This window comes from Flavobacterium sp. CFS9 (assembly GCF_041154745.1).
GTDB lineage: Bacteria > Bacteroidota > Bacteroidia > Flavobacteriales > Flavobacteriaceae > Flavobacterium.
This window is the reverse complement of sequence record NZ_AP031573.1, coordinates 3,610,993-3,624,588: the sequence shown is the minus strand read 5'-3', so window position 1 is coordinate 3,624,588 and position 13,596 is coordinate 3,610,993. Positions and strand designations below refer to the sequence as shown.

11 protein-coding genes are annotated in these 13,596 nt (G+C 35.9%); 6 read left to right on the top strand and 5 right to left on the bottom strand.

The features are described from left to right. The first annotated feature begins 682 nt into the window (after positions 1 to 682). Positions 683 to 1,903: a gliding motility-associated C-terminal domain-containing protein gene (locus ACAM30_RS15305; protein WP_369615464.1), complete on the top strand. Its 1,221-nt coding sequence runs from the start codon at positions 683 to 685 to the stop codon at positions 1,901 to 1,903. A gap of 100 nt (positions 1,904 to 2,003) precedes the next feature. Here ACAM30_RS15305 and ACAM30_RS15300 read toward each other — a convergent pair whose 3' ends face one another. The 4 genes from ACAM30_RS15300 to guaA all read right to left on the bottom strand — a co-directional run bounded on the left by ACAM30_RS15300 (position 2,004) and on the right by guaA (position 8,126). Continuing rightward, the gene (locus tag ACAM30_RS15300) at positions 2,004 to 2,405 is read right to left on the bottom strand and encodes an OsmC family protein (RefSeq protein ID WP_369615463.1); all 402 of its coding nucleotides are present in this window, start codon (positions 2,403 to 2,405) and stop codon (positions 2,004 to 2,006) included. Further along, entirely contained in the window at positions 2,405 to 4,519 is a 2,115-nt protein-coding gene (locus ACAM30_RS15295) for a LysM peptidoglycan-binding domain-containing protein (RefSeq protein ID WP_369615462.1), read from the bottom strand. The genes ACAM30_RS15300 and ACAM30_RS15295 overlap by 1 nt, the downstream gene beginning before the upstream one ends. Before the next feature lie 94 nt (positions 4,520 to 4,613). Next, entirely contained in the window at positions 4,614 to 6,533 is a 1,920-nt protein-coding gene (locus tag ACAM30_RS15290) for a LysM peptidoglycan-binding domain-containing protein (RefSeq protein WP_369615461.1), read from the bottom strand. A 63-nt stretch (positions 6,534 to 6,596) separates the two neighbouring features. After that, positions 6,597 to 8,126, bottom strand: coding sequence for a glutamine-hydrolyzing GMP synthase (guaA, locus tag ACAM30_RS15285; protein WP_369615460.1), 1,530 nt, complete (start codon positions 8,124 to 8,126; stop codon positions 6,597 to 6,599). Positions 8,127 to 8,342: 216 nt separating this feature from the next. On the opposite strand from guaA, the gene ACAM30_RS15280 reads away from it, so the two are divergent. Then, positions 8,343 to 8,870, top strand: a complete 528-nt coding sequence (locus tag ACAM30_RS15280; RefSeq protein ID WP_263360343.1) for a hypothetical protein — start codon at positions 8,343 to 8,345, stop codon at positions 8,868 to 8,870. 274 nt (positions 8,871 to 9,144) lie between these two features. On the opposite strand, the gene ACAM30_RS15275 is transcribed toward ACAM30_RS15280, so the two are convergent. Further along, positions 9,145 to 9,858, bottom strand: a complete 714-nt coding sequence (locus tag ACAM30_RS15275) for a hypothetical protein (RefSeq protein ID WP_369615459.1) — start codon at positions 9,856 to 9,858, stop codon at positions 9,145 to 9,147. Between the two features lie 453 nt (positions 9,859 to 10,311). On the opposite strand from ACAM30_RS15275, the gene ACAM30_RS15270 reads away from it, so the two are divergent. The 4 genes from ACAM30_RS15270 (at position 10,312) to ACAM30_RS15255 (ending at position 13,433) form a co-directional block, all read left to right on the top strand. After that, positions 10,312 to 11,235, top strand: coding sequence for a DnaJ C-terminal domain-containing protein (locus tag ACAM30_RS15270; protein ID WP_369615458.1), 924 nt, complete (start codon positions 10,312 to 10,314; stop codon positions 11,233 to 11,235). Next, complete coding sequence (locus ACAM30_RS15265) at positions 11,225 to 11,530, top strand: chaperone modulator CbpM (RefSeq protein WP_369615457.1); 306 nt, start codon at positions 11,225 to 11,227, stop codon at positions 11,528 to 11,530. The genes ACAM30_RS15270 and ACAM30_RS15265 overlap by 11 nt, the downstream gene beginning before the upstream one ends. A gap of 163 nt (positions 11,531 to 11,693) precedes the next feature. After that, on the top strand, positions 11,694 to 12,077 hold the full coding sequence (locus tag ACAM30_RS15260) for a RidA family protein (RefSeq protein WP_369615456.1): 384 nt from the start codon (positions 11,694 to 11,696) through the stop codon (positions 12,075 to 12,077). A 123-nt stretch (positions 12,078 to 12,200) separates the two neighbouring features. Then, positions 12,201 to 13,433 carry a voltage-gated chloride channel family protein gene (locus tag ACAM30_RS15255; RefSeq protein ID WP_369615455.1) on the top strand — a complete coding sequence of 411 codons (1,233 nt, stop codon included), beginning with the start codon at positions 12,201 to 12,203 and terminating at the stop codon, positions 13,431 to 13,433. The last annotated feature ends 163 nt before the right edge of the window (positions 13,434 to 13,596 follow it).

The window sequence follows — 13,596 nt, the reverse complement described above, 5'->3', positions numbered from 1 at the left end:
ACAGATACAACCGTTTTGGTTAGAATGTTACCGAAAAGAGGAAGGCAAAATGTTGGGAACAAAAAGATCGATTTAAACAGCTCTTCAATAAGGCGTTTCACTTATTTAAAACAAACAGAGCCAGCTCTATAGGCAAGAAACAGGCTTCCTTTTATATTCTTTTATAAACATATCCCAATGCGTCGGGACTAGGTGTTAAATTTTTTTTTTGAATTACACCCAACGGGTTATAAGGTAATACAAAAATGGGCGAAATGTCTTTTTAGGAATACAAAGCCTAAACCTACCTATTAAATGTGCAAATAAATTGCACCGGCGGAAATCTTACGAGTTTTTTCACTTATTACTTTTAACTTTCAAAAATGTCAATATATAGACCAGTTGTTACTTATCGTTTATATAAACTAAAAATATGAAGTAACATTGTCTGTCATTTTGCCCTAGAATTGGTACTGAGAGAAAATCTATTTCACAGTACTGTTTTTATTCGATTTTCAATTTATGCACCGGTTACGAACGACATCTCTTTCTCAAAAATTGCACTAAATTGGGAACACCTGGCATCGGGTAGTATTACCTTATCACAGATCAGGATTAGGAAAGACAGATAAGTGAATAAGCTTTGAAATTTATTCAAAAAGAAGAAATAGAGCAACAGTAAAATAAAATAGCAATTTTTAAGATGAGAATACTAAATTTAAAAAGCAGTCTGGTACTTTTATTGATTCCGTATTGTGCCACTTCGCAAATAATCAATACAGGAGAGCTTTTTGTGGCATCCAATACTCCCGTAAGTTTTGTAAACGCTTTCGATAATAAATCTAAAGCTGTTTTAATTAATGATGGTGAATTATTTTTATACAGTCATATAAACAATGACGGCTTGATCAGTTTTAGTCCTGGTAATTCCAGAGGCATAACACGATTGAGAGGAGTCTCAGGGTATCAGAATATATCCGGAAATATCCCTATCGAACTCTATAATCTCGAATTTAACAACAGTAGTAATGCTAATGATGCAGCTTTTCATGTTTCTAACTATTTAAGCATTTCGGGAATGGCCGACTTCAAAGAAGGAATTATTGACGATGATTCTTTTGGAGGTCTGGTTATTTTTGAAAATGGCTCAGGCTGCGTAAATGTTAGTGACAAAAGTTTTGTAGATGGTGAAGTAATGAAAAATGGAAATAATGACTTCACCTTTCCGGTTGGAGATCAATTAAAATACCGTTCTGCTGGCATTTCTGCTCTTAAAATGGATACTGATGCTTTCAGTGGAAAATACTTTCTGAAAGATGCAGGTATTTTGTATCCTTTTAAGAATAAAACAAGCAATATTCTGGTTGTAAATGATAAAGAATACTGGGCCGTTAAAAAATTAGGAAGCACTTCAGATCTTATCCTCACTTTAAGCTGGGATGAATCGGTAACTCCGGCAAGTATTACTGAATCGCCTTCAGAGATCCATATTGTGCGTTGGGATAGTGCTAAAAACAGCTGGATTGACGAAGGCGGAGTAGTGAACAAAGGGGATCGAACGGTCTCTTCTCCTGTTAATCTATCCGGTAATGAAATATTTACTACCGCTAAAGTTAAAAAAACAGATTCTTTTGTAGTGTATAATGCCGTTTCTCCCAATAAAGACGGACTGAATGATTATCTAAGAATTGAGGGGTTAGACGGCACTCAAAATGAAGTCGAAATATACGATAGCAGAGGAATTAAAGTATTTCGAACAACAGCATATGGCACCAATGAAAACGTTTTTAATGGATTTGCTAATGTCAAAAATGTTTTTCTTAAAAACGAAGGGTTGCCTGACGGAACTTATTTTTATATTCTCTCCGTTACTAAAGATAATGTTACAACGAAACAGGTCGGGTATTTATATTTAAGCCAATAAAGAAGTCATTATTTAACTTTTCTTTCCATAAAAATGCCCCCAAATAGTGTTTGACTTTTTTGGGGGCAATGTAAATATTCTTTACTTTTTATACTTCAGATTACTTCCAGTTAAAAGTAATTTTCTTTTCAATTTCAGGATTCAGGCTTAAAAAAACCGGACAGGTCATTGCCGCACGTTCCAAAATGGTTTTGCTTTTCTCATCGGCATCCCCTTTCATTTCAAAAGCAATTTCGATGGCTCCAATACGTCTCGGTTCTGCATTCATTATTTTCGTTACTTCAGCAGTTGAATCGATTAAATTTACATTCAGATCACGGGCTTTAATTCCCATAATCGTCATCATACAGCTCGCTAAAGCATTGGCAACAGTATCTGTGGGAGAAAAAGCTTCTCCTTTTCCGTTATTGTCTACAGGCGCATCCGAAATGATTTCACTTCCGGATTGCACATGGATTGATTTTGTTCTTAAATCGCCTAAATAGGTTACTTTTGATGTCATTAATTTGCTACTTTTAAAGTTAAATCATTATCGTAATATAAGATGTAAACACCTTTGTTTGCGTGTCCTCCATCCTCTTTTTTATAAAATTGAAATTTATTGTCAACCTGTTCTGTTGTCATTAAATCGGCTGTTTCCTGATAGGTTTTTCCCTGAACCAAACGCATCATGGTATCAAAAGTAACATCAAATCCTCTTGTAGCATAGGTATTTGGATTTACTTTATTTTTCAATCGGTACTCTTTTTCAAAAATCAAAACAGACTGTTCATCACTATCACGGGTAACGGACGGATACATCAATTTCAACTTAATTAAACTGTCAAAACTAATCTCGTCCGAATCCAGTGTACTGTTTGGCTCTAAAACTACCAACTGTATCTGACAGGTTTTTTGAGCATCTGTCAAAGCTTTTATAGTCGTTCTAACCATTGCTGTATTAGCCGATTCCATAACGACATAGTTCATTCTGTTAGGCAATAACAGACTTTTTAAATTGGCCACGTCCAGAGCTCCGGTTTCAGTCAGATTAGCAAACACAACTCCTTTTTGATTTTGTTTGATATAACTGATCACTGATTCTTTCTTTTTGTCTACAACCGCAACGATATTTCCATTTTTCCCTCTCATATAATCAAAAACGGCATTTCGCACCACATCGTTTGATGGAATCGTTTGATACAAATTATCAATTGGGTTGGCTTTGTCTTTTGATAATGGAGAAATCACAGGAATATTATACAAGCGCAATGTATTGGCAGTAGATTCTGCATTACTTTGATAAAAAGGCCCAATTACAGCATTGGCATCCTGCAATTTATTCTGATTCATTAAACCTGAAACATTAGAACTGTTTTTCGTTTCCTGTGAATCATAAATTGCAACATCAATTGGCAGCTTTAAAGTTCTTGCTGAATCGATTGCCATTAAAGCTCCCGAATAAAAATCAAGCGTCATGTTCAAAAATTTATCACTCTTAATTCTACTGGCTGCACTGATAGTATCTCCCTGCATTTTCGCTAAATTGAACGGCAATAATAAAACTAATTTTTTACGTTCGTTCTCCCCTCTTTTTTTAGTCAGTTCCACCACTTCCGGATTTGCGGAAACCGTTTCAGATTTCACTTTATCTACCACTTTAATGCCTCCCGTATTTTCAACTGGCTTTTCAATGGTCTTTTCAATACTTTTTTCAACTTCTTTTTCAGCAGGCTGTTGGTGTACCATAATTGGTGTTGGCGCCACGTATCCTGCCGGAACTTTTAAAACCATTCCCTCTTTTACACCTTCGGAAAGTGCCGGATTTAAGGCCGTTAATTCTTCCTGAGTGATATGAAAAGTATGCGTTAAACTATAAAAAGTTTCCTTTGGTTTTACCTGATACTCCATATAAGAAACCGCTTTTTTCGGGGTTTCCGCTGCTTTTTTAATTTCAGCCGGTTTTACAACAGCCGTCGCAGACGGAGCAGAAGCTTGCGTTTTAGGGGCAGTTCCTTTGATCGTCAGACGATAACCAACTGGCAGGTTTGAAACAATTTCAGGGTTACGTTTTTCTAATTCTTCAATGGTCATTCCGTACTGTTTTGCAATCGAAAATTTCGTTTCTTTCGCCACTACATCATGGTAAACATACTTTTCCGGTGTTGCCGATTTAGGTTTTGCCGGAGCTGAAACAGCTGTTTTCACCACACTTCCTTTTGACGGAATTTCAAGAGTTTGTCCAATCTGCAAACCATCTTTCACCAAAAAAGGATTAGCTGCTTTTAAAGCTTCATCCGTAACATTATATTTTTTCTCAATGCCAAACAAAGTTTCTTTTGGCTGTACTTCGTGCGTAATTGTTTTTCCTGAATTTGAACTTTTCACCGGAGCAACATCATTTTTAACTGCTGTTTTAGCACCGCTTGTCGGAATTAATAAAACGGTATTGGGTTTTACTCCATTTCTGGCATCCGGATTTAGCGAGTAAATATCGTAAGGCGTAACCTTAAATTTAACAGCAATCTGGTTAATAGTTTCTCCGCTTGAAACCGTATACTTCACCACCTTTTCTTGTGAAAATGCGGAACTGGTTGCAAAAAAAATCAGAGACAATAATGTTGAATAATATTTCATAATAAAGCTTAAAACAATTTAATTCCTAATTCAAAAACAAGTTACAAAATTCTCTGTAAAACAAAATCCCTGCCACTTGTTTTTTCTGCATTGCTTATTCTCTAAGATCAATCTCGACCTTAGCAATACTCACCTCTTTATATAACTCATCTTCCTCTTTTTTCTTGCATTGATATAGTACTTCTTCCATATTTTGGTACTTGTCGGAGTATACATAGTACGAAAGACTGTTAATATTAAAAAAGAAACTGGCGTTAAAATCGCCGGAATCAATGAGTTTCATAATGAGCTTATCCCTTAGCGTTGCGTCTGTAAATATACCTAAAACTAAGTAATAGCCGTTTGAAACTCCGTGAAGATTATCAAAAACTTCCACCTTTATCGTTTTGTCCCTTTTAAGCGGATTTTCCTTTAACTCCTGTTTCATTTCTTCTGATGAAAGGTTTTTTGAATCATCAGTCACTCCATTTTTCTTCTGATTTTTAATCGCCTGATCCTGATACTTTTTCAACTTCAGCAAAGCCACTTTATCGTCAAAATTTCGGGCTTCCATGCTGTAGTAAGATGCTTTACTAATGTGTCTCTTCACTTCGATCTTCTTCTGATTATCCAGCGAATCAATTTTAGCAATCAAGAGCTGGTTCTTCGCATCACCTTGCTCCTGTTCTGTTTGGTACTGCTTTATTTCTTCCAGTGAAAGACGTTGTTGCAATGAAGCAGGATTGTTATTTTTTTCGCTTTCGCGGATTTTTTTCTTGTATTCCTGATTTTCGGCTACAGCAATTTTTTCGACTTTATGCATTAAACCGGCATACGCTTTTCGGTTTTCAGCTAACTCTTTTTTTAACTGAGACGATAATTCATTGGTTTTCCCAATACTTTCATACGACTGTTTTTCCAATCTTTTTGATTCGTCAACATTTAAAACGTCCAGTCTTTTCAAATCAACAAGATCCTCATTCATCGTACGAACCAGCGAATCCAGTTTGGCCATTAAAACATCCTGCACATTTTTATTAGCCTCCAGCACCAATCGCAATTTTTCAACAGAATTTTCTTTAGAGCCGTTCATATCATTTAGATTGACTTTCAAATCATTAATTTTTATAATCTTCTGATTCATTTCTTTCTGAACAACCAAACGGTCTTTCAAATCTTCCAATTCGACTGTTTTGGCTTTTGTTTTTTCCACTACTACCTGCTTTTCGGCCAGCGCAATCATAAGCTCTTCGCTTTCATTTGTCGGTTTTATACCTTTTGTATTAATTGCCAGTTTATTTCCCACAATCAGTCCGTTGACGATTTCAGGATTCTGAGATTCCAATTGATCAATCGAAATTCCATACTTTTTAGCTATAGAAAACTTCGTTTCCTTAGGCTCGACCATATGAAAAACAGTTTCCTGATTAATCACGCGAACTCTTCCGTCTAAAGTTTTTCGTTTATTCGGAATCGCAATAGTCTGTCCGACTTGCAATCCGTTTTGAAGAAGATTTTTATTCAGATTTTCCAAATCCAAAACCGAAACATTATACTGTCTCGCAATACTAAATAAAGATTCTTTTGCCACAACCTGATGGCTGACTTTTGAAGAAATTGTACTTTCAGTTTGAGAAAGATCTCCGGAACCTTGCGGAATCATTAATTCCTGACCAATCTGAAGTCCGTTGGTAAGAATCGCCTGATTAGCATTCTGAAGAATTTCCACCGAAATGTTATACTGTTTTGCTAAACCAAAAAGGGTTTCCTTTGCGCCAACAACGTGAGCAATGTGCTGGCCGGAATTTGGTTTTTCAGAGGAATGGACTGGAATCTTAATCAGTTGATCGTCCTTGATTCCGTTTTGCGATTCGGGGTTGAGTCTGTAAATTTCTTCTACTGAAACCTTGTACTTTTGGGCAATAAAGTAAGCAGTTTCCCCCTTTTGAATCCGATGCTCAATAATTGAATCTTGCGCAGTTATTTTGTTAAAAGACAAAACAAACACAAGAGAAATCGTTAAAAATTCTCTCATAAATAGTAGGTTTAAAAAAATTAAGGCGTTACAAATGTAACGCCTTAATTTTAAAAAATAGTACTATTCCCACTCAATTGTTGCTGGTGGTTTTGAGCTGATATCGTAAACCACACGATTCACGCCTTTTACTTTATTGATAATATCGTTAGACACTTTCATTAAGAAATCATACGGTAAATGAACCCAGTCGGCCGTCATACCATCTGTTGATTCTACAGCTCTAAGCGCTACTACTTTTTCGTAAGTACGCTCATCGCCCATTACACCAACACTGTTTACCGGAAGCAAAATTGCTCCTGCCTGCCAAACTTTGTCATACAATCCCCAAGATTTTAATCCGTCGATAAAAACTGCATCTACGTCTTGTAAAATCTGAACTTTCTCCGGAGTAATATCTCCTAAAATTCTGATGGATAATCCTGGTCCAGGGAAAGGGTGTCTTCCTAATAACTCAGGATCTATTCCTAAAGTAGCTCCTACTCTTCGAACTTCGTCTTTGAACAGCATTCGAAGCGGCTCTACGATCTGTAGTTTCATATAATCCGGCAATCCACCCACATTATGGTGCGATTTAATGGTTGCCGATGGTCCTTTTACCGAAACTGACTCAATTACATCAGGATAAATAGTTCCCTGTGCCAGCCATTTTACGTCTTCGATTAAGTGTGACTCATCATCAAAAACTTCGATAAATACACGACCAATTGTTTTACGTTTAGTTTCAGGATCACTGATTCCTGCTAATTCAGACAGAAAACGATCGCCTGCATCTACTCCTTTTACGTTTAATCCCATTCCTTTGTATTGATCTAATACCTTCTGGAATTCGTTTTTACGAAGTAAACCGTTATTTACAAAAATACAGTATAAGTTTTTTCCAATTGCCTGATTCAGTAAAACAGCCGCTACGGTTGAATCTACTCCTCCTGACAATCCTAAAACTACTTTATCATTCCCTAACTTCTCTTTTAATTCTCCCACCATTTCTTCTACGAAAGCATTTGGCGTAAAATTCTGAGGAACGTCAGCGATATCCACTAAAAAGTTTTTCAGCATTTTTGACCCGTCAGTAGAGTGAAAAACTTCAGGGTGGTACTGAATAGCATAAGTAGTTTCGCCTTCAATTTTATAAGCGGCAAATTCCACATCATGTGTACTGGCTAATTTTACAGCATTGGTTGGTAAAGCTTTGATACTATCACTATGGCTCATCCAAACCTGGCTGTTTTCAGAAACTCCGTTGAAGAAAACTTCATTCTCTTTAATATAAGACAAATTAGCTCTTCCATATTCTCTGGTGTTCGAAGCAGCTACTTCACCTCCACTAAAATGAGCTAAGTATTGTGCTCCGTAACAAACTGCTAACATAGGGAGCTTGCCTCGAATTTGAGATAAATCAGGATGTGGAGCATCTTCTGCACGAACAGAAAAAGGGCTTCCTCCTAAAATTACGGCTTTATAAGGTGATAAATCACTAGGAAAGTGATTGTAAGGAAAAATTTCGCAGAATATATTTAATTCGCGAACTCTACGCGCAATAAGCTGAGTATATTGCGATCCGAAATCTAAAATAAGTACGTTGTGTTGCATGCGCAAAAGTACTTTTTATATTCGAATTTGAAAAATGGAATTTTATTTTTTTTCTCGAAAGTTTCTAAGGGGCTGAGTTACTAAGATTCTGAGGTTCTTTTTTACTATAAAAATAAAAACTTAGCCTCTCAGAATCTTGACAACTTAGTATCTTCGCAAAAAATCCAAAAAACAATTTATTTCGTACGTAACGAAAAACCCAATTAAAATTTAACTATGAAATCAAAATTAATTGCCCTTTCTCTGTTTTTATCTTTGTTTTTAAGCTCGTGTGATGCTGTAGATGACTTACTGACTTTTACTATTTCAAATGAAACTTCGATTCAGATTAAGAGCACTTCCCCTATCAATTTGCCTTCGGAAATTATCACTCCGGATGTCACTACAAATTCTTCTGCCGAGTTTGAGAACAATAAAACCAAAGCCAGTTTAGTAAAAGATGTTAAACTGAAATCGCTGAAACTGATGATCACAAATCCAACCGACAAAACATTCACGTTTTTAAAATCGGTTCATTTGTATATCTCTACCACAGATTCTGATGAAATCGAATTGGCTTATCAGGATAATATCAATGCCTCCACTAATAGTATTGATTTAATTTGTACCGATGCAAGACTGGACCAGTACATTAAAGCAGATAAATACAAGATCAGAACAAAAGTTACTCTGAAAGAAACGCTTACCAAAGATGTAACCGTAAAAGCAGAAATGAAATTTAGAGTGACAGCGGATCCGTTCTAGGAAAGGTTCTGAGGTACTGAGGTACTGAGATACTAAGGTTCTAAGTTTTTTTTATCAAGACTTAGAACTTTAACTACTTAGCCTCTTAGCACCTTAAAAAAACAATTGCATGGTTACCTCGATAATCAAGTAGTTATCACTATTTAGAAAGCTCAGAGCCTTAGCATCTCAGCCCCTTAAAAAACTATTACATGGTTACCCAATAATCAAGTAGTCATCACTTTTTAGGAAGCTTAGGACCTTAGCATCTCAGTACCTTAGCACCTTAAAAAAACTACTCTTTCGTCACAACAATCGAAGCCTTAAATCCTGCGGCAAGGTTATCCCAGTAATCATTGGTTACCAATTGTCCTTTATCGTCGTAGACTTGAATTTCTGCAGTGTTTCCGCCTAATGTTCCAATATTTAGAGCTTCAAAATCTAATTTATTAAACCCTGCTGCGAGGTTTATTTTTACTTCTTTAAAGTTGGAACCCAATAATATCTGGCTGGCAATTACGGCATCATTGGATGAAACTTTTACCAAATCGCCGTCAATAGCTCCAAAGTCTCTTAATTTTACAATGAAATATTGTGATTTTGTTCTAAAATCTCCCAGAGAGATATTTCTTTTTATTAATGTTCCGCGTCCTTCTTTCAAACCGGCATCTCTTAACGCTTTGTCTAAATCTTTCTCCATTTTGGGTACGTAACGATCTCCCGGATTGGCAAAATCAGTTTCGGTAGACATGGTAAATTTGCTTTTTTCTGCTCCGATCTGAAACTGAGATTTTGTAGTAATACTGGTATTATCAAAAACATTAGGAGTCTTAATCCCCGGCATGTCCAGATTCTCACTCTGAGGATCTTTTATTTCCGGAATTGGAGTCTTTTTGGGTTTTGCTCCGAATTTAGGTGCCGCAATAGGTTTGAATTTCGTTCCAAATTCCTTTTGTGCCGATACGGTTACAGCAGTAAAAAATAATATGAAGAATAAAATGTGTTTCATTGAAAAAGTATTATCGAATCGGCTTTTATATTTATTTTAAAATCGGGATCTGGAATCACAAAAATAACATAATATAGTTAAGCACTACAACTTTAAGACTTTTATAACACTATATTATGCCTTTTTTTGGAATCAAAAAACCTGCCAAAAACTGCAAATTCTAAATCCCAAACTCAAAATTCCAAATTCTATTATTGCAAATCAATCGGGGACTTCTGAAACTTTGTAAATGTTATTTTTTTAATATTCGAAAAACATCGTTTTGATAATTAGCAACTTATTCCTAACTTCAATCTTTCAAAGAGAGATACTAAAAATTAAACTCATATCGTAAATCGAACACCTCGGAACTTCGATTATTTTTCAATTTAGAATAATAAATCAAAAAACACACCTCTGTTCCGGCTGTTTAAAACACCAGTCGAAATAGCTAATTTATTAAATTTTCAATCCATGGATTATATTGATTATTACAAAGTATTAGAAATCACAAAATCTGCGACCGAAGCTGAAATCAAAAAGGCATATCGAAAACTGGCACGAAAATACCATCCTGATTTAAACCCCAATGACAAGGAAGCGGAGAAGAAATTCAAAGAAATAAATGAGGCTAACGAAGTTTTAAGTAATCCGGAAAATCGTAAAAAATACGACAAGTACGGAAAAGACTGGAAACATGCCGACGAGTTTGAAAAAGCAGGTTACGATCCTAACCAACAGCAATATTCCAGACAACAGCAAGGCAATCAAAGCTACACTGATTTTGGCGGCGGAAACTTTTCCGAAAGTGATTTCTCTGATTTCTTCAATTCTATGTACGGTTCTTCAGGAAGAAGCTCCAGAGGTCAGGCAAAATACAGAGGTCAGGATTTTAATGCCGAATTACAACTAGATTTAGCCTCCGCTTACACAACTCATAAACAGAATCTAACTGTGAATGGAAAAAATATCCGAATCACGATTCCGGCCGGAGTCGAAAACGGGCAGATTATCAAAATTCCAAATCATGGCGCACCCGGCGCAAATGGTGGTCCGAATGGCGATTTATACATCACTTTTTTAATTGATAATGATTCCGACTTTAAGCGGGAAGGCAATAATTTATATGCTGATGTTGAACTGGATTTATACACCGCCATTTTAGGTGGAGAAATTTTTGTAAAGACTTTTGACGGAAAAGTAAAAATAAAAGTCCCTGCCGAAACTCAGCCCGGAACCAAAGTGAAATTAAAAGGTAAAGGCTTTCCGGTGTACAAAAAAGAGAATCAGTTTGGTGATTTATACATTACTTACACTATAAAAATTCCAACCCGACTGTCTGCACAAGAAAAAGAATTATTCGAAGAACTAGCTAAACTAAGAAATCATGAGCAGTAAAAACTTAATCCAAATCAAACAATTTTGCTTGTATCACGAAATTGAAAATACCTTCATAACAGAGTTGCACAATTATGGTTTGGTAGAAATTATTATACTTGAAGAAGACGAATATTTCCAACCCGAACAATTGCCAACGGTTGAGAAAATGATACGCCTTCATTATGATCTGAAAATTAATCTTGAAGGCCTGGATGTCATTGCAAATCTATTGAACAAAATAGAAGGGCTGCAACAAAATCTTACTGCTACCCAAAACAAACTTCGTCTTTACGAACAGCATCAAATCGATTAAAGAATAATTTGACACTTTAAAATATCACAAAAAAGAAGGAATTCCGAAATGATTTCAATTCATTCGTACTCTTTTTCATTGGCATATTTTATAAATTGCAACTCTATTAACAAACCCGAATTTGCCTTAAAAACAAAAAGGTAAATTCAATAAAACAAAAGAAATGAAAAGAGAAAATATCTTAACAGGATCACCTTGGGAAGACAAAATGGGATATTGCCGTGCTGTAAGAATTGGCAACATCATCGAAGTTTCAGGAACTGTCGCTATTGTTGATGGTGAAAAAGTAAAAGCTAATGATGCCTATGCTCAAACCTACAACATCCTGGACCGTGTTGAAAAAGTTTTAGAAGATTTAAATGTTGGCATGAGAGATGTGATCAGAACGCGAATTTTCACTACTGATATTTCGACTTTCGAAGAGGTAGCAAGAGCGCATTCCTCCTTTTTTAAAGATGTAAAACCTACAACCGGATTCTATGAAATCAGTAAACTGGTTGCTCCCGAATATTTAGTTGAAATTGAATTTACAGCTGTTGTACAATAATTTTTAAGCTGTAAATTCATGATTTTTATTTAGCCGCAGATTAAGGGATTAAAAAGATTATTTTTGTCTCCATAAAAATTCATTTTAGTTGTATTTTTTGTAGCTAAAAACTTAAATTTATTAATGACTTTTCAAAACCTAAAAAAAACACTGCTTACTATTTTCAAATGGATTCTCATTTGTGTTCTAATAGGTATTTTGTCCGGATCTGCTTCTGCATTTTTCTTACTTTCACTTGAATGGGTTACACAATTTAGAATCCACCATAGCTGGATTATCTGGCTTTTGCCTTTTGGCGGCCTGCTTGTTGGATTTAGTTATCACTATTGGGGAGAATCCGTTGTAAAAGGCAATAATTTACTGCTGGAAGAATACGAAAGTCCTCAAAAAATCATTCCGTTTAAAATGGCTCCCCTGGTACTTTTAGGAACCTTACTTACCCATTTATTTGGGGGTTCGGCAGGACGTGAAGGTACAGCAGTACAAATGGGTGGCGCGATTGCCGATCAATTTACAAAGCTTTTCAATTTGGATAATAGCGAACGCAGGATTTTGATTATCCTCGGAATCAGTGCCGGTTTTGCTTCTGTTTTCGGGACTCCACTTGCAGGGGCAATTTTTGCCTTAGAAGTTTTGTATTTCAGTAAAATTAATCTCAAAAGCACCCTTCTCTCTTTTTTAGTTGCCTATGCTGCTTATTTCACTGTCGAATTCTGGCCGGTTAAACATACTCATTACAGCATTCCGGTTGTTCCTGAAATTAGTCTGACAACTTTGTTTTATGTCATTTTAATAGGTCTCTTATCCGGTTTTGCTGCTTTGCTTTTCTCGAGAAGTACCCATTTCTGGGGTTCACTTTTCTCCAAAAACATCAAATATCCGCCCTTACGTCCTTTTATTGGCGGAATTGTTCTGGCCATCGCCATTGCAGGTTTCGGATTCACAAAATTCTCCGGTCTTGGAGTTCCGGTAATTGTGGATTCCTTTACAAATGCTAATCCGTGGTACGATTTCCTGCTTAAAATTCTTTTCACCGGATTTACTCTTGGTGCAGGATTCAAAGGTGGTGAAGTAACCCCATTATTCTTTGTGGGGGCTACTTTAGGAAGTACTTTGTCTTTAGTCATTCCATTACCCATTGCTTTTTTAGCAGGTTTGGGATTTGTTGCCGTATTTTCGGGAGCCACGCACACTCCTATCGCCTGCACTATCATGGGAATGGAACTTTTTGGAATTCAACCCGGATTGTCTATCGCCATTGCATGTATTATAGCATATTTCTCTTCCGGTTCTGTTGGAATTTACAAATCTCAAATTGTAAAAGGAGCGAAGTATAAGTTGTATCAAAGATTGTGAAATGTAAAATGTGAAATGTGAACCATAAAATGTGAGATACAAGCTTTAACCTTAAAACTTATCACTTAATCACTTTAAACATATAACATTTAACATCTCACATTTCACCTCTTACAATTAACTTGCAAAAAATGATTTCAGCATTACATTAAAAAAATGTAAA

What these genes read in the sequence shown, in the direction of transcription:
- ACAM30_RS15300 (WP_369615463.1), bottom strand. Translation starts at nt 2,405, where the DNA reads ATGACATCAAAAGTAACCTATTTAGGCGATTTAAGAACAAAATCAATC.
- ACAM30_RS15305 (WP_369615464.1), top strand. Translation starts at nt 683, where the DNA reads ATGAGAATACTAAATTTAAAAAGCAGTCTGGTACTTTTATTGATTCCG.
- ACAM30_RS15260 (WP_369615456.1), top strand. Translation starts at nt 11,694, where the DNA reads ATGAAAAGAGAAAATATCTTAACAGGATCACCTTGGGAAGACAAAATG.
- ACAM30_RS15280 (WP_263360343.1), top strand. Translation starts at nt 8,343, where the DNA reads ATGAAATCAAAATTAATTGCCCTTTCTCTGTTTTTATCTTTGTTTTTA.
- ACAM30_RS15295 (WP_369615462.1), bottom strand. Translation starts at nt 4,519, where the DNA reads ATGAAATATTATTCAACATTATTGTCTCTGATTTTTTTTGCAACCAGT.
- ACAM30_RS15270 (WP_369615458.1), top strand. Translation starts at nt 10,312, where the DNA reads ATGGATTATATTGATTATTACAAAGTATTAGAAATCACAAAATCTGCG.
- ACAM30_RS15265 (WP_369615457.1), top strand. Translation starts at nt 11,225, where the DNA reads ATGAGCAGTAAAAACTTAATCCAAATCAAACAATTTTGCTTGTATCAC.
- ACAM30_RS15275 (WP_369615459.1), bottom strand. Translation starts at nt 9,858, where the DNA reads ATGAAACACATTTTATTCTTCATATTATTTTTTACTGCTGTAACCGTA.
- guaA (WP_369615460.1), bottom strand. Translation starts at nt 8,126, where the DNA reads ATGCAACACAACGTACTTATTTTAGATTTCGGATCGCAATATACTCAG.
- ACAM30_RS15255 (WP_369615455.1), top strand. Translation starts at nt 12,201, where the DNA reads ATGACTTTTCAAAACCTAAAAAAAACACTGCTTACTATTTTCAAATGG.
- ACAM30_RS15290 (WP_369615461.1), bottom strand. Translation starts at nt 6,533, where the DNA reads ATGAGAGAATTTTTAACGATTTCTCTTGTGTTTGTTTTGTCTTTTAAC.